The organism is Actinoplanes sp. NPDC048988, from assembly GCF_043197815.1.
In the GTDB taxonomy this organism is placed as follows: Bacteria; Actinomycetota; Actinomycetes; order Mycobacteriales; family Micromonosporaceae; genus Actinoplanes.
This window is the reverse complement of the sequence record NZ_JBICTW010000001.1, coordinates 945,874-963,754: the sequence shown is the minus strand read 5'-3', so window position 1 is coordinate 963,754 and position 17,881 is coordinate 945,874. Positions and strand designations below refer to the sequence as shown.

Genomic DNA, 17,881 nt, shown 5'->3' with positions numbered 1-17,881 from the left:
CCTCTTCCGAGGATGAGCCGGCGCGGTCGCGTCACCGTCGGCGTCCTGGTCGGGGTCTTCCTTCTTTTCACGCTGCTCGGGTGGGGCATCGACGCGTACACCGATTATCTGTGGTTCAACGAAGTTGATTTCGTCAACGTCTTCTCCGGTGTACTGCTCACCCGTCTCCTGCTGTTCCTGGCCATCGGCATCGCGGTGGCCCTGATCATCGCGGCCAACCTCTACCTGGCCTACCGGCTGCGCCCGCTGCTGCGGCCGCACTCGGCCGAGCAGGCGACCCTCGAGCGCTACCGAATGATCATCGCGCCCCGCCTGGGCACGTGGATCACCGTCATCACTGTGATCATCGGCTTCTTCGCCGGCCTCTCCGCGCAGGGCCGGTGGAAAGACTGGATGCTGTTCCGCAACGGCGGGAACTTCGGCGTCAAGGACCCGCAGTTCAACGTGGACATCGGGTTCTACGTCTTCGACTACCCGCTGTGGCGCTACATCCTCGGCGTCGCCTTCACGGCCGTCGTGCTCTCCGTTCTGGGCGCGCTCGCGGTCCACTACATCTTCGGTGGGGTACGCCTGCAGGGCGTCGGCGACCGCATGACGACCGCGGCCCGGGCCCACCTGACCACCCTGGTCGCGATCTTCGTCCTGCTCAAGGCTGTGGCCTACGTGCTCGACCGCCGCGCCCTGCTGCTCGAGCAGCACGTGTCGCCCGGTCTCTACGGCGCCGGCTACACCGACGTCAACGCGCTGCTGCCGGCCAAGGAGATCCTCGCCTACATCTCCATCGTGGTGGCGATCGCGATCATCGTGTTCTCCAACGCGGGCATGCGAAACCTGGTATGGCCCGGCGTCTCGCTGGCCCTGCTGGCCATCTCGGCGGTGGCGATCGGCGGCATCTACCCGCTCGCCGTGCAGAACTTCTCGGTCAAGCCCAGCCTGGCCGAGAAGGAAGCGCCGTACATCAAACGCTCGATCGAGGCGACCAGAGCGGCATTCGGCATCAGTGACACCGAGACGGCGCCCTACCGCGCCAACAACGTGGTCCCGCAAGCCGGGCTGACCAGCGACACGAGCGCCCAGAACGCCCGGCTGGTCGATCCGCAGCTGGTCTCGCAGGCCTTCACCCAGTCGCAGCAGTCCCGCGGCTTCTACGACTTCGGCAAGAAGCTCGACGTCGACCGGTACACGATCGACGACAAGACCGCCGACTACGTGGTGGGCGCGCGCGAGATCAACGACGACAAGCTGACCGCGCAGCAGCGCAACTGGCTCAACCGGCACACCGTCTACACCCACGGCTACGGCCTGGTGGCGGCCCCGGCCAACCAGGTCGTCTGCGGTGGCCTGCCGTACTTCGTCTCCGGCTTCCTCGGCGACGACCGCCCGCCGGGCTGCTCCTCGGCCAGCGACGAGATCAAGGTCGACCAGCCGCGGATCTACTTCGGCGAGCAGTCCACCGAGTACGCGATCGTCGGCCAGGAGGACGCGAACAAGAAGGTCGAGTTCGACCGTCCGCAGGAGGAGAACAACAACGCCGAGGAGCTTTACACGTACGACGGCAAGGGCGGCGTCCCGATCGGCTCGTTCTTCCGCCGGCTCGTCTTCGCGGTCAAGAACACCGAGAGCAACTTCCTGCTGTCGGACGCGGTCAACTCCGAGTCCCGGCTGATGTACATCCGCGACCCGCGCTCGCGCGTGGAAAAGGTCGCGCCCTTCCTCACCATCGACGGCGACCCGTACCCGGCCGTGGTCGACGGCCGGATCACCTGGATCCTCGACGGCTACACCACGGCCGCGACCTACCCGTACAGCCAGAAGATCAACCTGGCCAACGAGACGCGCGACGAGCTCACCGGTCAGGGGCAGTTCGCCCTGGCCCGCGACGACGTCAACTACATGCGCAACTCGGTCAAGGCGACCGTCGACGCGTACGACGGCACGGTCAAGCTGTACGAGTTCGACGAGAACGACCCGGTGCTCAAGGCGTGGAACAAGGCGTTCGGCGGTGACCTGATCATCCCGAAGGCGGACACGCCGGCGTCGCTCGAAGCGCACTTCCGCTACCCGCAGGACCTGTTCAAGGTGCAGCGCAACCTGCTCACCAAGTTCCACGTGACCGACCCGCAGGCGTACTTCTCCGGCCAGGACTTCTGGCAGGTGCCGAACGCGCCGGACTCGCCCTCGAGCAACATCAAGCAGCCGCCGTTCTACCTGAACGTGCAGCTGCCCGAACAGGACCAGACCAGATTCCAGCTCACGGCCGGCGTCACACCGGCCAACCGGGAAAACCTGGCGGCCCTGATCTCCGGCTCGTACGTGGACAACAAACCGGTGCTCCAGGTCCTCGAACTACCCGACCAGACGGTCATCCCCGGCCCGGTCCAGGTCCATCAGAAGATGACCAACAACGCGGCCGTACGCCAACAGCTGAACCTGCTGTCGAACAACGCCCAATCACAGGTGCTGTACGGCAACCTGATCTCCCTGCCGGTCGAAGGCGGCGTCCTGTACGTCGAACCGGTCTACGTCAAGACCGGCAACCAGGACAACGCCGCACCCCTGCTGCAGAAGGTCCTGATGTCGTACGGCGACGGCGGCACGTACGTGGTCCTCGCCGACAACCTGAAACAGGGCCTCGAACAGCTGGTGGCCCAGGGCAAGAACGCCAGTTCCGGCACCGGCAACAACACCGGCGGCAACAACACCGGCAACGGCAACACCACAAACCCGCCGCCGGCCTCCCTGACCGGCGAACTGGCCCAGGCGGCAGCCGCCCTCGACACGGCCATCGCCAACGTCAAAACCGCCCAGCAGTCCGGCGACTTCGCCAAATACGGCGAGGCGCTGCAGGCCCTCGACACCGCGATGACCAACTTCCAGAACGCCCAGAAGGCGGCCACCGCCCCATCCACCTCACCGTCGTCGGGCCCCTCCTCGGCCCCGTCGGCACCGGCGCCATCAGGATCCGCGGCGCCCAACCCCACACCAAGCGGCTGACAGAAAGGCGGTGGCCCACCGTGAGGAGGGCCACCGCCACCCGTTTTGCAGCAAGACAGACAGTTGCGCTAGTGTTAACGAGCCGACGCGGGGTGGAGCAGCTCGGTAGCTCGCTGGGCTCATAACCCAGAGGTCGCAGGTTCAAATCCTGTCCCCGCTACAAATTGGGAAATCCCTGTCCGCGGAGTGCGCGGACGGGGATTTTTCGCATTTGCCCCTGGGGGCCGAGCCCCCAGACCCCCACGGTGCGGTCTGTTGCGCTTGGTGGGTGGTTGCGCTCGCAGGCTGCGCCTGCATCGGAGTGACGGCTCGTCCTTCGGACTTCGCGCCCTGCGCTCTCGGGCCTGGCGCCTGCGCCTCGCGCGCCTGCGCCTCGCGCGCCTGCGCCTCCCGCCTTGCGCGGTGGCGCCTTGCGCCCTCGGACCTGGCGCCCTGGGCCTGGCGCCTCGCTCCGCGCCCTTGGACCTGGCGCCCTCGCGCCTCGCGCGCTCGGACCTTGCGCCTTTGCGCCCGCGCCCACGCCTTGCGCGCTCGCATCTGGCGCCTTGCGCCTGGCGCCCCGTGCCCTCGGACCTCGTGCCCCGCGCCTTGCACCTTGCGCTCTAGAACCTCGCGCCCCGCCCCTGCGCTCTGCGCCCCGGGCCTCGTGCCCCGCCCTCGGCCCCAGGCACCGCGCCTTGCCCCCGCGACCCTGCGGTCCACGGCCCGCGCCCTGCGGTCTACGGCCCGCGCCCTGCGGTCTACGGCCGGGCCCTGCGGTCCGCGGGCCGGGCACTGCGGGCCTGGACCTCGCCCCCGTGCCCCAGGGCTCGCGCCACAGGCCCTGGTCTCGCGTCCGCGCTCCGGCCCCGGGTCTCGCCTCCGCGTCCCAGGACTCGCGCCCTGGGTACGGGTCTTGCGCCGTCGCACCGGGACCCGGGTGGCGTGTCCTCGCGCCAGGTCTCGTGCCCTCGTTGCAGGGCTTGGGCCTTGTGGTCGGTTGCTGGGGTGGGAGCGTCGTTGCGGATAAGCGGCGTCTGGGGATTGGGTGCGTTCGTGGTCGGGGTCTTTGGTGGACGGTGGCTGTGTCGTGCGTGACGTGGTGCTCGGGATAGTGGCCTTCTGGTGTTGGCTCGGTCGGTATGTCGTCTGGGGTGAAGTTGTGGGGTGCTGACTCGGTGCTTGGGGGTGCGACGGAGTTGTCAGTGGAGGGTGGTGAGGGTGGTTCGGTAGGTGTCTAAGACGCCGGGGGCCAATAAGGAGCGTGGCCACAGGGTGGCGGTGGTTAGGCCGGTGAACTTTGAGGTTTCCATGATGGGGCGGGCCATGGAGTGGGCGGCGTTGAAGTGCTTGGTGGTCAGGGACTGGCCGAGTATGCGCTGGTAGGTGGTGGCGGTTTCGGTGATGTCCACGTTGAGGTCGTGGGTGGCCAGCATCAGCAAAGTGGGCAGGTGTCTGGTGGCGGCGGCGGTCAGGTCGGCTGTGGCGTCGGAGCGGTAGTTGAGCTTGACGAAAGTCCAGCGGGCGGCGTCCATGGGGTCGGGGGTGTGGGCGCGGTAGGTGGCGTAGTCGGCGTTGCTGGTCAGTAGTTCGCGGGTTTGGTTGCTGGCGGCTACGGCGCGGTTCTGGTCCTCGGGGGTGGCGCCGGACTCGCGTAGTTCGGCCAGGAGGTTGTAGCGGCCCTGGCGGAGCCAGTTGATGGCGGGGCTGACGGCGACGATGCCGGTCAGGTCGTTGCGGGCGGCGGCGACCTTGGGGAGGACCCAGCCGGCCTGGCTGGCGCCCCACAGCACGAGGGCGCGGGTGGGGATGTCGGGGCGGGCACGAGCCCAGTCGATGGCTGCCTCCACCTCGTGGGCGCGATCGTCCATGGTCTGGGAGAGCCAGTTGCCGGGCTTGGTCCAGGAGAGGGTGGCGAAACCGGCGTCGGCGGCGGCCTCGAACCAAGGGCGGTAGAGGCCGTCGTGGGTGGCCTCGACCGGACCGTCGCCGTGGACCATGACGACCAGGCCGGTGGGGTCGCTGTCGCGAGGGCGGGCGAGTACGGCGTCCAGGCTGCGGCCGGGCAGGTCGATGGTCAGCCGCTCCTCGGTGATCCGGTAGTCGTTGCCGATCAGAACCACCACGGTGACGCCGCCGACCAGCGTCAGGACGATCGCGAACAAGGTAAGTATCTTTTTCTTCACGCTCGTATCGTATGCGATAGGTTTTCACGTGTGATTGAGATGGGGTTCCACACGTCGGAGCGTCAGTGCGTGGGCGCGTTGTATTGGGCGGCCTTCGGGCGCAAGCTCCAAGTGGGCTTCCCCGACGCCGCGAGGGGCGAGGCGTTCGTGACGGACAACCTTCGGGCGGACCGCATGTTCGTGGCCCGGGTCGACGGTGAAGTGGCCGGCGTCTGCGGGTTCCACGCGGGTGGAGCGGGAGCGGCGGCGCTGACCTGGCCCGGCTTGCGCGACAGGTTCGGGTGGACGGGCGCGATCCGGGCCACCGTCGCCCTCGCCCCGCTCAGCCGAGCCGAGCGGGACGGGGTGCTCGTGCTCGACGGCATCTGCGTGGACGCCCGGCATCGTGGGCGAGGCCTCGGCACCGCGCTGCTGGCGGCCGCGCACGAGCATGCCGCCGGGTGCGGAGACCGGGAGGTGCAGTTGTCGGTCGTCGACACCAATCCGCGGGCCGAAGCCCTGTACCGGCGGCTCGGATACCGCGTCGTCGACGAGGGCTCGATGGGTTCACTCGGTAGCCTCTACGGGTTCCGGCGGTACAAGACGATGCGGAAGCGGGTCGCGAGATGACGGGCGCCGCGCCCACGCCGCGTACGGTGATCGAGGCCTTTCTCCCCCGGGAAGGCGAGGTCGGGCTGGACCTCGTCTACGACACGGCCAACGCCGCCGGCCTCGACGATCAGCCCCTGCGCCTGGCGATCCGGCGGATGGCCGCGGCCGGCGAGGTGATCCAGTCGGGCCGAGGGCGCGGCGGCAGCCTCGCGCTCACCCCGGCCGGGCGGGAACGGCTGGACCGGGACAGGCTCGCCCTGCGGCTCGCCTTCGCGCAGGACGCCGGTCAGGCGCCCTGGGACGGCCGGTGGCGGCTGCTGGCCTTCGGCATTCAAGAAGACGAGCGGGCCGTACGGGATCAGTTGCGCCGCTCGCTCGTCGAGGCCGGCGCCGCCGCGCTCGCGCCGGGCCTGTACGTCAGCCCGCACGACCTGAGCCCGATGCTCGACAGCCCGGCCCGCCTCGTCCGGGCGACCGCGACCGACCTCGACGTCCGCGGGGTCACCGACCCCGTCGAGCTCACCGAGCTGCTGTGGCCGGCGGGGCCGGTCGTCGAGGCGTACACCGCAATTGAGCATGTGATTTTGAAGCCGGGCCCGGACCCGGTCGTCGAACGGCTCCGGCTCGCCGAGGCCTTGGAACGGGCCATGCGCGACGACCCGCTCATCCCGCTTGAACTACGCCCGTCACCGTGGCCGCCGAGCGACGTCCGGCGCGCCTGGCTCGCCGCCTGGAACGAGCAGAACGACGGGCGCCTCTACCGCGGATGGCTGTGATTCGCCGATCGTGGACCCCGGATTGGGCGCCAAGGAGGGCGGCAAGGTAGTGTTAAGAAGCCGACGCGGGGTGGAGCAGCTCGGTAGCTCGCTGGGCTCATAACCCAGAGGTCGCAGGTTCAAATCCTGTCCCCGCTACAAATTGGGAGATCCCTGTCCGCGGAGTGCGCGGACGGGGATTTTTCGCATTTGCCCCTGGGGGCCGAGCCCCCAGACCCCCACGGTGCGGTCTGTTGCGCTTGGTGGGTGGTTGTGGTCGCTTGCTTTGGTACGGGGGTTGGGCCGCTGACACCCGTCGCTTGCTTTGGTGCGGGGTTGGGCCGCTGACACCCGTCGCTTGCTTTGGTGCGGGGTTGGGCGGCTGACACCCGTCGCTTGCTTTGGTACGGGGTTGGGCGGCCGACACCTGTTACTTGATCCCGCTGCTAGAGCGGTCGGCCGGTCGGCGGCGGAAACGTCGAGGCTTGATCGGCGGTCGCTCACCTGCGTTCGAACCTGGCTTCCGCTGGCGCGGGCTCGGCGACTGGGCGTCAATTACCGAGCCACCCTCGGCCTGGGCGCGACTGCCTGCCTGCGTGCGTGCCGGGCGCGACGGATGTGATCCGCGGGTAGGACCTGGCTGCTTATGGAAGGGGGTCAGGCGGCTAGCTGCTTGTAGAGGAGGGTCAGGTCTCCCGAGAGGGCGGATTTGACGGTGCGGCTTACGTCGTCGGCCAGGACCTCGTGGGCGTTGGACTCGATGCCGTTCAGGGCGGCCACGGCTACGTCGTGGGGGGAAGTCTTGGGGGCGTCGATCTTGGTGGTCATGTCGGTGTCGACGTAGCCGACGTGGAGGCCGGTCACGGCGATGTGGCGGGGGCGCAGCAGCAGGCGCAAGGAATTGGACTGGGACCAGAGGGCGGCCTTCGAGGCGCTGTACGGGCCGCCGTCGGCGAACCAGGACAGGGCCGAGTGCACGTTGAGGATGTGGCCGCCGCCGTTGCGCTCGATGATCGGGGCGAAGGCGCGGGTCAGCAGCAGCGGGCCGTAAAAGTTGGCCTCCATGTCGCGGCGGACCTCGTCGAGCGGGGAGTCCAGGAACGAGGCGCCGGAGGCGATGCCGGCGTTGTTGATCAGGATGGTGATGTCGCCGGCCTGGGCGGCCGCGGCGGCCACGGAAGCCTCGTCGGTCACTTCCAGGGCCAGCGGTACGGCGTCGGGGTTGGTCACCGTGCGCGGGTCGCGGGCCGTGGCGTACACCTTGGCCGCGCCCCGGGCGTACAACTCCTCGACCAAAGCCTTGCCGATGCCCCGGCTGCCGCCGGTGACGAGTGCTACAGAGTCCTTGATGGTGGTCATGGCGTGGCCTCTCGGAGAAAACTGATCGGTTTCCACCAAGGTAAACCGATCGGTTTCGGTACGGCAAGGCTGTGCCGTGTGACAAAGGAAACCGATCGGTTTTGGTGCGAGCTATGCTGGCGGCATGACCGGGGAAGCCACGCGGGACCGCCTGCTCGACGCTGCGGCGGACCTCTTCTATCGCGAGGGCGTCGGCGTGGGCGTGGAGGCTCTGAGCCGTGCCGCCGGTGTCTCCAAGCGCTCGATGTACCAGCTCTTCGGCAGCAAGGACGAGATCCTGGCGGCCGGGCTCGACCGCGTCGGGCCGGCCTTCACCGCGTACCTCCTGCCCGCCGCCGGCGACGAGTCCAGCCATCGCGAGCGGATCCTGCACGTGTTCCGCCGCTTCGAGGAAACCTCGGCCGCGCCCGGATTCCAGGGCTGCCCCATGGTCGCGGTCTCGGTCGAGGTCAAGGCGCCGGAGCATCCCGCACGGCTGGTGGCCCGGCGCTACAAGGACCAGCTGACCGCGTTCTTCCGGGCCGAGGCTGAGCAGGGCGGCGCCGCCCACCCGGAAAGGCTGGCGCGGCAGCTCACGATGACCTTCGACGGCGCCAGCGCCTGGGCCGTGATGCACGGCGAGGCGCCGGACGCGGTCGAGATGGCCACCGTGCTCCTCGACGCCGCGGGTGTCGAGGGGTGACTCAGCAGGTGGTTTCGCCGGTGCCGACGCGCGACCACTTGCAGGTGTCGACGGTCACATTCGCGGCGGTACGAAGTTGAGCCGTGTCCCCGCCGTTGTTCCAGACGTAGCCCGTTTTGCCGGTACGGCCCCAGTATCGGCGGACCGCCGTGTTCGTACCCTTGCCGGTCTGCACCAGGACCGACGCGCCGGCGTTCAGATAGACCGTGCCGGTGAACCTGTAGACGATGTTCTGGGCGTCGCGGAGGGTCCAGCCGTTGAGGTTGACACGGGTTCCGGTCTTGTTGGTGAGCTTGACCCACTCGGCGTTCAGGCTGGCGTTGGTGCCCGTGTCGGCGCCCGTCGAGTCGTACCTGATCTTGGTGAATTGGACCGAGCCGGCCCCCGTCGCCTTGACGGTGACCTTCAGCTCCTTGGAGTAGTTGCCCTGCACGCCCTGCGAGGTGTCGCCGCCGGCGTACGCCCGGAAAGTCTGGACGCTGCCGGGCGTCAGGCCACTGATCCGCGCGTCGAGGAAGGCGCCGTCGGCGTCGCTCGAACCCTTGCCGGAGAACACCGTCTTCCAGGTGCCGTCGGCCTGCTTGAGCTGGAACTGGTACGGCAACCCGCCCTCGCCCGGCACGTTCCACGCGGTCAGATCGGCCCGGCCGGCGACGGTCGACCCGCCGCTCAGGCCGACCTGCAGCCGGGAGTAGACGGTCACGCGGTTGGAGACGGCGGTGCCCTGGTGAACCTCGAAGAGGAAGCCCGAGTCGACGTACCGGCTGAACGAATAATGACCCGAGGCGTCGGCGGTGGCGACGACGGTGCCGCCGTTGGTCCAGTCCTGGGCCGGCTGCATGTCGTTCCAGCCGATAGCGGTCTCGTAGAGCCGCACCTGAGCCCCGGCGTCGGCGGTGCCGGACAGTGTCACGGGGTTGTAGCCGACGATGACCGGGGCGCTGGCCCGCAGCGTGGGAACACCGGCGGCCTGAGCCGGCACGGCGACGGCAACCGCCGCGCCGAGCCCGGAAACGACAGCCATAGACACGAGCCTGGAGATCATTCACAGCAGCGTAGTTAGATGTTTCCGCTGCTCAGATGGCCCGCACGGACATTTCGGGCCACCATCAGGACACCGGCGAGGACGCTTTCCGTCGGTGGGTTCCCGCCGTTGTGGGCCTATTTCGGTGCTCGATATCCACAAGCTCGGGGCCGTCCAGCGGAACCCGGTACCGATAGGTGATCCCCTCGTCTCGTACCACGAAATCGTCCGAATCCTCCCGCCGCCACGTCAGGATCATCTGCCCGTACTTCTCCGCCAGTTTGACCAGCGCCGGGAAGTTGTCGACGTTGACGACGGGTTTGCCCGGCGGGCTGGCCATCGGCTCGACCTGCACGAGAAGCTGCGGATAGCGCCGCTCAATCTGAGCCCGGGTCCGAAGCGGCATCCGCCGAAGCGCGAGCAGAAGCACAACGGCGACGATCACGGCCGCGGCGATAAGGACGAGAATGGCGTACGAACGCGCCTTGGCGGCCGTGAGGCCGAGAAGGCCGATTTCCCGGGGTACGACGGTGGTGCTCGCGCTTCCGGAGTTGCTGCTGGTGAGTTTGGCGCTTCCATTGAGCACCATCTGCATCGGCGTGATCTCCAGTACCAGGGGCGCGCTCATGGTGCCGAGGCCGTCGGACACCACTCGTGCCGTCAGGGCGACGGCGACCGCGCCGCTGCCCGCCGCTCCGATCGCGGCCGAGGCCGCGTCGGCCCGGGCGACCAGGGCCTTGAGGTCGAACTTGGCCGTCGCCTTGTACGTCGTGCCGGTGAAGGCCACCTCGTCGACCAGGTTGATCGTGGTGTGCCAGCCGGTGCCGTTGGTGAGATTGGCGCTGAGGTCGAAGGTGCCGGCCGGCCCCTTGTACTCCACGACGAGGTCGACGTTGTCGGTCAGCTTGCGGAAGATGGGCTCGGGCGAGGTGACGGTCGTGCCGTCGTAGGCCGCCGATTTCGGCACCTTGGCCGAGTACGAGTACGTGATCGACTGGCCGGGCGGAGCGGCGGTGGTCCGCGTCTCGACGACCGGCTTCATCCAGCCGAGAATTCCGATCACCAGCGCGAACACGGTCAAGGCGGCCGCGAAGTAGGCGGCCGAACGAAGGGCCGGTGGGAGGCGCTGCACCGTTTTGAGGACCGCCGCAGCGGTCTCCAGCGAACCTCCCTGCCGCGACATGGCCTTCACCTTCTTCTTCCGGCGGCCTCGCGGGATCTCCCGCCGGTTTCGCGCCGCGGTGGCGGCTCCGCCGCTGATGACCAGAAAGCTGAGCATCCCGAGCCCGGTGGGACTGAGAAAAGGCTTCAGCCAGGTGCCGACCTTCGGGATGTGCAGGACGGCGCGGCCGATCATCTCGTCGGTCGTCGGGTTCTTCGGGTCGATCGACTGGTTGTTGTCCCCCTTCAGCACGAATCCCGCGGAGCCGTTCCCGCCGATGATGCGATGCAGGACCCGCTGCCCGGGAATATCACCATGATAGGCAGCGATCTGCCCCACTTGGTACGAATCGGCCTTCGCGGTGATGACCAGGTCGCCCTGGTAGTAGACCGGGTTCATGCTGATTCCCGAGGTCACCACGTAGGCGATCCGCTCGGTCAGCAGCGCCCAAGCACCGATGGCCGCCATCCCGAGGATGGCGGCCACGAAGTAGGTGCGCAGAGACTTCTGGATCGGTCCCTCCGGAGGGCGAGGCTATGGGTCAGCCTCGCACTCCGAGCCGCCGATCGAGGCGGATTAGCTGACGCTGACGGCCATGTCCAGGGAGGCGAGCCCCTTGTACCAGCCCTGCGTCACGTGGCCGGCGGTGAGCTCCGGCACGCAGGTGACCGTGGCCGGGCTGGCGGTGAGCAGGACCTTGGGCGCCGTAGCGTGGTAGACCGTAGTCCCGCTGATGTTGCCCGTGCACTTCCACTGGTCGGCGACGTCGCCGGAGGTGCCATCGGAGAGGGTGCTGAAGCCCGTGCCGGTCGGGGTGAGCGTCAGGTACCGGGTGTCCGCGCCGCTGATGGTGACCGCGATCGAGGTGATCTTCGTGCCGGAGAGGTCCCGGCCGTACACGACATTCGTGACGGTCGCGCCGCCGGAGACGGTCTGCTGGATGGTACCGCCGACGAACTGGTCGGGCGTGGCGCTGCCGCCGAAAGCCACACCATGGCCGGTCAGAGCGGTTGCGCCGGTCGCGATGACACCGGCCGCGGCGACGCCGCCCACGATCTGAAGCATGCTGCGCATTCTGTATCTCCCCTGGTTTCGGTTATCCGTTTGGCCCGGTTTCGGTCCGGGGTTTTCGTTGTCAGCTGCGGACACAAGTTGTTTCGGCCACGGGGTGGGGACACATGAAGACGAGGGGGTTGCATCTCGGGTGCCGGTGACTCCGGGAAACGGCCGGGCGGGACTGTCTGAGACAGTTGAGGCCGTATGACTGATCGAGAACTTCACGCCGACTGCGCCCGCTGTGCGGGGCTGTGCTGCGTCGCACCCGCGTTCGTCAAATCGTCGGACTTCGCCGTCACCAAGGCGGCCGGCCAAGCCTGTCTCAACCTGGCCGACGACTTCCGGTGCCGGATTCATGAGCGGCTGGAGCCCAGTGGCTTCCACGGGTGTGTGGTCTTCGACTGCTTCGGGGCCGGGCAGCGGATCACCCAGGAGACCTTCGGCGGGCGTACGTGGCGGGACGCCCCGGAGTTGTCCGGGCCCATGTTCGCCGCCCTGCCCGTGGTGCGACAGCTGCACGAGATCATGTGGTACCTGGCCGAGGCGCTGAAGCTGGGCGAGGCCCACCGCGTACATCCCAAGCTCGAAAGCGCTCTCGCCGAGACCGATCGCCTGGCCGGCGGCACGCCGGACGAGCTGGCCGGGCTCGACCTGGACGCGCATCGGCGCAAGGTCAACCCGCTGCTGCGCAAGGCGAGTGAGCTGGCTCGCGGGCGCAACCGGCCCGACCACAGCGGCGCCGACCTGATCGGCCGCCGGATGCGCAAGGCCGACCTGCGCGGGGCGAGCTTCCGGGGTGCGCTGCTGATCGGCGCCGATCTGCGGGAAGCCGATCTGCGGCGGGCCGATTTCACCGGGGCCGATCTCCGGGGTACGGATCTCCGCGGCGCCGATCTGACCGGCGTGCTCTTCCTCACCGCCTCCCAACGTCGCGCCGCGGTCACCTCACCGCCTTAGGATGAGCGCATGCAGGATGTGTCGGGTGTGGTGTGGGTGGCGACCGTGCTCGGCATCGTCGGGTTGCTGCTCTTCGATTTCTTCTTCCACGTACGCAAGGCGCATGTGCCGACGCTCGGCGAGGCCGCCCGGTGGACGTCGATCTACGTGTCGATCGCGATCCTGTTCGGGCTCGGCGTGTGGATCTTCGGCGGCAGCCAGATGGGCGCGGAGTACTTCGCCGGCTACGTGACCGAGGAAGCGCTGTCCGTCGACAACCTGTTCGTCTTCCTCCTGTTGCTCGGCAGCTTCAAGGTGCCCCGCGCCGACCAGCAGAAAGTGCTGCTCGTCGGCATCGTGGTGTCACTGATAGCGCGGACCGGCTTCATCTTCCTGGGCTCGGCGCTGATCAACTCGTTCGCCTGGGTGTTCTACCTGTTCGGGCTGATCCTGCTGATCACCTCGGGCAACCTGCTCCGCGAACAGCACGGCGACCAGGAGGAGAAGCCCGACAACTTCGTGATCCGGATCGCCCGGCGGGTGCTGCGCACGTCCGACGAGTACGACGGGGACAAGCTGTTCACCTACCAGGACGGCAAGCGGGTGCTGACCCCGATGGTGCTGGTCATGGTGGCGATCGGCGGAACCGACATCCTGTTCGCGCTCGACTCGATCCCGGCCATCTTCGGCCTCACCCAGAACGTGTACCTGGTCTTCACGGCGACGGCGTTCTCCCTGCTCGGCCTGCGCCAGCTGTACTTCCTCATCGACGGGCTGCTGGACCGGCTGGTCTACCTGTCGTACGGGCTGGCGGCGATCCTGGCCCTGATCGGCGTGAAGCTGATCCTGCACGCCATGCACGAGAACAACGTGCCGTTCATCAACGACGGCGAGTCGATCCACGTGATCGAGATTTCCACCGCGCTCTCCCTGGCCCTGATCGTCTCGATCCTGCTGATCACCGTGGTGGCGTCACTGCTGAGCCCGAAGGGCCGGACCCAGACGTACGTGGCCGCGGCGCGCCGGCACGCCACCGAGTTCCTCGACATCGAGACGGACCCCGCCTACTGCGACGAGATCTTCCACAAGCTCCTGGTGGAGGAGGCCCGCCTCAAGAGCCTGCCGGAGAAATACCGAGCCCAGATCCGCTCCGAGGACGAGCTCATGGCCCTGCTGCACCGAGCACACGAGCTCCACGACCAGCGGGTAGCAGCCGGCACATGCTTCGTCCCCGAGTCAGCCGCAGCCCGCCGGGCCTGACCCACCACCTCCCCGCGCCTTGACGTCCAAGGCACCGCGGCCTTCACAGCGCCCGGGCGCCGGCGGCGCTTTGCCGTTGGCGTGCGCCGCCGCCTTCCGGCGCGTTGGCCCGCGCCGCTGCTTCGCTGCACCTATTCTTCGCGCCGCCTTGATTGCGCCGCGCCCCTGGTCTTCGCGGTGGGGCCTCGCGGTGGCTTGGCCTCGGCGTGCACCATGGGCGTGGCGGCGTCTCGGCCTTGGCGAGCGCCTGACCGTCGTGGCACCTGGCCTTTGCGAGGGCCTGGCCTTCGTGGCGCCTCGCCTTCGTGGCGCCTGGTCTTGGCGAGGGCCTGGCCTTCGTGGCGCCTCGCCTTCGTGGCGCCTGGTCTTGGCGAGGGCCTGGCGTTCGTGACGCCTCGCCTTCGTGACGCCTCGCCTTCGTGGCGCCTGGCCTTGGCGAGCGTCTGGCCTCGGCGAGCGCCTGGCCTTCCTGGCGCTCCTGTCTTTGCAGCGCCGTTGCCCTCGTGAGTGCTACAGCCTGAGCGGGGTCTGCTCTGGCGGTGTTTGGGTCGGGGTCAGCCCTGGCGGTGGTTGCCCGGGCTGGGGATGTCGCCCGTGTCCTGGCGTGCGATGGAGCCGCGGGTGCGTGCGGCGTTCCCGGCGAAGCGGGCGGCGGTGCGGCGTACTGACTCGGCCCGCTCGGCGCCGTCCCAGCCGGCGCCCGAGACCGGGGTGTCCCAGCCCGCGCCGGAGGTCGGTGATGCGGCGGCGCCGTACGGAGGAGGCTCGGGCGAGCGGGGCACCGGCCGCTCGAGGAACGCGGAGAGGTTGGTTTCGCCGTTCGGGCGGGTGCCGCCGCCGGAGACCAGGTCGGCCACGCGCGCGGCCAGGCTGGCGGCGCGCGAGTCGAGGTCGTCGCGGCCGTGCAGGGCGGTGTCGTCGGCGGGCTGGACGTGCCAGACCTCGGAGGAACCGTGTTCCCGGCCGCCGGCCTGCGACGTGGGCGAGGCAGAGGTGGGCGAGGCAGAGGTGGGCGAGGCAGGGGTGGGCGAGGCAGGGGTGGGCGAGGCAGAGGTGGGCGCGGCCGAGAACGGAGCTCCGGGCGCCGCCGAGGTAGGCGTGGCAGAGCCGGCAGAGAAGGGTGCGGCCGACGTGGGCACCGGCGGGGGAGCGGGGGCCGGAGCGGGAACGACGGGCGGGGCGGGCGCCGGGGCGGGGACCACCGGCGAGGCGGGCGTCGCCGAGCGGATCACCGGCGCGGATCCAGCGGCCGCCGCGGAGAAGCCGCCGGAGGAGTAGCCGGCCGCCGCGGGCGGGCCGGAAACGACCGGAGGCGCCGAGTAAGGAGCGGGGGAGTAGCCAGAGTGCGCGGCGTGGCCGGGGGCGGCCTGACCAGGGGCGCTGTTGCCGGAGGCGGAGTAGCCGGAGAAGGCCTGGCCAGGATCGTGAGCCGGGGCCGCGGACTGCGCGGGGGCCGAAGGAGCCGCGTGGGCCGGCTTCGCGTAGGCGTCCGAGGCGGGTGGTGCGTAGGCCGAGGCGACCCAGGGGTTTTGCGGCTCGGCCGCCAGGCGCTGGACCGACACCGCGCCGATCAGGGTCACCGTCTGGCCGTCGCCGCCCTGGAAGTTGTTGAATTCGGGGCCGATGACCAGGCGGGACAGCATGCGGGTCTGCAGCACCGGGATGCCCAGCTCGGTGGCGTGCTCGACCCGGTACCGGGCGATGGCCTGCCGCAGCGTGTTGGCCAGGCGGTCGGCGTCGCCGACGCCGGCCAGGTCGCCGCCGGCGAAGACCAGGGCCGGGAACGAGTTGTTCGGGCCGGCGCAGACGAGCTGGATCTGGGTGACCGTGCCGGAGCGGCCGGCGTCGCGGTTGCCGGGCTGCACGCGCAGGTGCTGCGGCCAGGGCCAGCGCAGCTCGCCGGTGCTGAGCGTGACCGGGTCGCGGTAGAGCACCCGCTCCTCGGTGACCACGACCTCGGTCCCCTCGGGCAGCGTCCAGCGCGGCATCGAGGCCGGCTCGTCGAACGCGTACTCGGCGACGGCGCACTGTCCGCTCCAGAGCACCCGCTCCGTCGCGCTCTGTATTGAGTCACGCAGTGACGATCCGGCGGGTGCCGCGCTCGTCGGCGCGGTCGCCTGCCCTGTATCTGCGGACGCGAAGTACTTGTCCGGCATGCGCGGCTATCCCCCCAGTAGTGCCGCGCCCCCACACGCGGCCGTAACCGATTACAGCGGGGTGCCGGTAGCCAAACAAGTGGGCAAGCGCGAATCACACCGGATTTCCTGACGACTACACGACAGGCTGGAAGAGCTTCAACCCTTTGGACCGAAACTGGTTACTTACGGTTACCGAAGAGGCCGGCTGGGGGAAGCGGTGACGATACGGCGACACTGTCGGTCACAGGTGCCGCGCCACCGGTGAACCGGTCGAGGTCGGTTTCGACCCGGCCCGGGAACCAGTCGCCGGCGGCCCGGCGCGAGAGCTCGGAGACCGGCGGCGGGGTCCGGCCGGCCAGGACCACCAGGTTGCCGAACCGGCGCCCGCGCAGCACGGCCGCGTCGGCGACCAGGCACGCCTCGGGCAGCGCGGCCCGGATGGTGGCGACCTGGACCTTGGCGTGGCGCAGCGGCGGCCCGTCGGCGATGTTGGCGATCAGCCATCCGGCCGGGTCGAGGACCCGGGCGATCTCGTTCATGAATTCGACCGAGGCCAGGTGGGCGGGGGTGCGGGCGCCGGCGAAGACGTCCAGCACGATCAGGTCGTACCCGTTGTCGCGCATGCCTTCCAGGGCCGCCCGCGCGTCGGCCACGCGGACCCGGATGTTGGCCTTGGCCGGCAGGGGCAGGACCCGGCGTACGAGCTCGACCAGCGGCCCGTCGATCTCGACCACCCGCTGGGCCGAGCCGGGCCGGGTCGCCGCGACGTAGCGGGGAAGCGTCAGCGCGCCGCCGCCGAGGTGCAGCGACCGCAGCGGCTGCCCGGACGGCGCGATCAGGTCGATCGCCGCCGCCATCCGCCGGATGTACTCGAACTCCAGGTGGGTGGGGTCGGCCAGGTCGACGTGGGACTGGGGCGCGCCGTCGAGCACCAGCGTGTAGGCGGTGTCGCGGTCGGGGTCCGGCGTCACCTCGGCCACGCCGGAGGCGACCGTCTCGACGATCCGCTCCGACCTTTTGCGCTGTGCCACGCCGCAAGTATCCCGGTTCGGCCGTTCGGGCCGTCACCGCGTCGGTGACCATTTCGGAGTTCCGGCCCCAAACCACGTTTTTCTGGCCAGACTTCTCGGCGTCGTCTCTCTTTATTTCTGTACGGAGGTGAGCCGTGTCCACGAGCAATGTGCTGGCGCAGATCATCGGCGGGGATGCGCGCCGCCCCACGGGCCCACCACCGGCCGGCGCCATGCCCGCGATCCTGGCCGCGGCTCAGGAAGAAGCGGGACCGCCGCTCAAGATCCGGCGTTACCTCTCGGACGAGGGCCCGGCGTTCTGGCGCTGGGACTGCGCCAATTGCGGTGAGTACGGCGGCGGCCGGCACCACAGCGACGCGATGACCCGGGCGATGCGGCACTGCGCCGAACACCCCGACCACCGTTCGTCGCTGCTGCCGCCGCTGCTGTGCCGGCAGCGGGACAATTTCGTCCCGCTGCACCCCATGCTGCACGCGGTCGACGACGATCCGCCGCCTCCGCCGCTGGCGGTCTGAGCCGCTCAGCCGTTGGTGTCCCCGTCGCCGGTGCGCTTCTGCGCCTCGTCGACGCCCTTGTCCACCTGGGACGAGTACTTGTTCCCGGTGCGGCTGTCGACCTGGTCGCCGGCCTTCTCGAGGCCCTGGTCGACCTGCTTGTCGTGGTCGTCGGCGAAGTCCTTGGCCTTATCCATGAAGCTCATCGCTTGCTCCTTCTTGCTCGGGGACCTT

At 69.2% G+C, this 17,881-nt stretch carries 15 protein-coding genes and 2 tRNA genes; 9 read left to right on the top strand and 8 right to left on the bottom strand.

Annotated elements, in window-relative coordinates; translation table 11 throughout:
* Window positions 1–12: 12 nt before the first annotated feature.
* Window positions 13–2,994 (top strand): UPF0182 family protein, encoded by a 2,982-nt coding sequence (locus tag ACGFJ7_RS04180; protein WP_360243058.1) that lies wholly within the window; start codon window positions 13–15, stop codon window positions 2,992–2,994.
* Window positions 2,995–3,080: 86 nt separating this feature from the next.
* Window positions 3,081–3,154 (top strand) — tRNA-Met (locus tag ACGFJ7_RS04175).
* Window positions 3,155–4,175: 1,021 nt separating this feature from the next.
* On the opposite strand, the gene ACGFJ7_RS04170 is transcribed toward ACGFJ7_RS04175, so the two are convergent.
* On the bottom strand, window positions 4,176–5,159 hold the full coding sequence (locus ACGFJ7_RS04170; RefSeq protein WP_392640794.1) for an alpha/beta hydrolase family protein: 984 nt from the start codon (window positions 5,157–5,159) through the stop codon (window positions 4,176–4,178).
* Window positions 5,160–5,228: 69 nt separating this feature from the next.
* Between ACGFJ7_RS04170 and ACGFJ7_RS04165 the strand changes: the two genes are divergently transcribed.
* The 3 genes from ACGFJ7_RS04165 to ACGFJ7_RS04155 all read left to right on the top strand — a co-directional run bounded on the left by ACGFJ7_RS04165 (window position 5,229) and on the right by ACGFJ7_RS04155 (window position 6,664).
* Window positions 5,229–5,768 carry a GNAT family N-acetyltransferase gene (locus ACGFJ7_RS04165; RefSeq protein ID WP_392640791.1) on the top strand — a complete coding sequence of 180 codons (540 nt, stop codon included), beginning with the start codon at window positions 5,229–5,231 and terminating at the stop codon, window positions 5,766–5,768.
* Window positions 5,765–6,526, top strand: coding sequence for a PaaX family transcriptional regulator (locus tag ACGFJ7_RS04160; protein ID WP_360243052.1), 762 nt, complete (start codon window positions 5,765–5,767; stop codon window positions 6,524–6,526). Before ACGFJ7_RS04165 ends, ACGFJ7_RS04160 begins: the two co-directional genes overlap by 4 nt.
* Window positions 6,527–6,590: 64 nt before the next feature.
* Window positions 6,591–6,664, top strand: a tRNA-Met gene (locus ACGFJ7_RS04155).
* 498 nt (window positions 6,665–7,162) lie between these two features.
* On the opposite strand, the gene ACGFJ7_RS04150 is transcribed toward ACGFJ7_RS04155, so the two are convergent.
* Window positions 7,163–7,864 carry an SDR family oxidoreductase gene (locus ACGFJ7_RS04150; RefSeq protein ID WP_360243049.1) on the bottom strand — a complete coding sequence of 234 codons (702 nt, stop codon included), beginning with the start codon at window positions 7,862–7,864 and terminating at the stop codon, window positions 7,163–7,165.
* A gap of 124 nt (window positions 7,865–7,988) precedes the next feature.
* On the opposite strand from ACGFJ7_RS04150, the gene ACGFJ7_RS04145 reads away from it, so the two are divergent.
* Window positions 7,989–8,546 (top strand): TetR/AcrR family transcriptional regulator, encoded by a 558-nt coding sequence (locus ACGFJ7_RS04145; protein ID WP_392640787.1) that lies wholly within the window; start codon window positions 7,989–7,991, stop codon window positions 8,544–8,546.
* 1 nt (window position 8,547) lies between these two features.
* Here the strand turns inward: ACGFJ7_RS04145 and ACGFJ7_RS04140 are convergent, their stop codons facing one another.
* The 3 genes from ACGFJ7_RS04140 to ACGFJ7_RS04130 all read right to left on the bottom strand — a co-directional run bounded on the left by ACGFJ7_RS04140 (window position 8,548) and on the right by ACGFJ7_RS04130 (window position 11,797).
* The gene (locus ACGFJ7_RS04140) at window positions 8,548–9,570 is read right to left on the bottom strand and encodes a lamin tail domain-containing protein (RefSeq protein WP_360243043.1); all 1,023 of its coding nucleotides are present in this window, start codon (window positions 9,568–9,570) and stop codon (window positions 8,548–8,550) included.
* Window positions 9,571–9,655: 85 nt separating this feature from the next.
* A complete protein-coding gene (locus ACGFJ7_RS04135) occupies window positions 9,656–11,218 on the bottom strand; it encodes a DUF5305 family protein (RefSeq protein ID WP_392640784.1) in 1,563 nt (520 codons plus the stop codon).
* A gap of 90 nt (window positions 11,219–11,308) precedes the next feature.
* Window positions 11,309–11,797, bottom strand: a complete 489-nt coding sequence (locus ACGFJ7_RS04130) for a hypothetical protein (protein WP_392640781.1) — start codon at window positions 11,795–11,797, stop codon at window positions 11,309–11,311.
* A gap of 195 nt (window positions 11,798–11,992) precedes the next feature.
* Between ACGFJ7_RS04130 and ACGFJ7_RS04125 the strand changes: the two genes are divergently transcribed.
* Both ACGFJ7_RS04125 and ACGFJ7_RS04120 read left to right on the top strand, forming a co-directional pair.
* Window positions 11,993–12,745, top strand: a complete 753-nt coding sequence (locus ACGFJ7_RS04125) for a pentapeptide repeat-containing protein (protein WP_360243034.1) — start codon at window positions 11,993–11,995, stop codon at window positions 12,743–12,745.
* A 9-nt stretch (window positions 12,746–12,754) separates the two neighbouring features.
* Window positions 12,755–13,984 carry a TerC family protein gene (locus tag ACGFJ7_RS04120; protein WP_360243031.1) on the top strand — a complete coding sequence of 410 codons (1,230 nt, stop codon included), beginning with the start codon at window positions 12,755–12,757 and terminating at the stop codon, window positions 13,982–13,984.
* A gap of 554 nt (window positions 13,985–14,538) precedes the next feature.
* Here ACGFJ7_RS04120 and ACGFJ7_RS04115 read toward each other — a convergent pair.
* Both ACGFJ7_RS04115 and ACGFJ7_RS04110 read right to left on the bottom strand, forming a co-directional pair.
* Window positions 14,539–16,140 (bottom strand): hypothetical protein, encoded by a 1,602-nt coding sequence (locus ACGFJ7_RS04115; RefSeq protein ID WP_392640778.1) that lies wholly within the window; start codon window positions 16,138–16,140, stop codon window positions 14,539–14,541.
* 161 nt (window positions 16,141–16,301) lie between these two features.
* On the bottom strand, window positions 16,302–17,153 hold the full coding sequence (locus tag ACGFJ7_RS04110; RefSeq protein WP_392640775.1) for a spermidine synthase: 852 nt from the start codon (window positions 17,151–17,153) through the stop codon (window positions 16,302–16,304).
* A 134-nt stretch (window positions 17,154–17,287) separates the two neighbouring features.
* Between ACGFJ7_RS04110 and ACGFJ7_RS04105 the strand changes: the two genes are divergently transcribed.
* Complete coding sequence (locus tag ACGFJ7_RS04105; RefSeq protein ID WP_360243022.1) at window positions 17,288–17,668, top strand: hypothetical protein; 381 nt, start codon at window positions 17,288–17,290, stop codon at window positions 17,666–17,668.
* Window positions 17,669–17,673: 5 nt separating this feature from the next.
* On the opposite strand, the gene ACGFJ7_RS04100 is transcribed toward ACGFJ7_RS04105, so the two are convergent.
* Entirely contained in the window at window positions 17,674–17,853 is a 180-nt protein-coding gene (locus ACGFJ7_RS04100; RefSeq protein WP_360243019.1) for an antitoxin, read from the bottom strand.
* Window positions 17,854–17,881 lie beyond the last annotated feature (28 nt).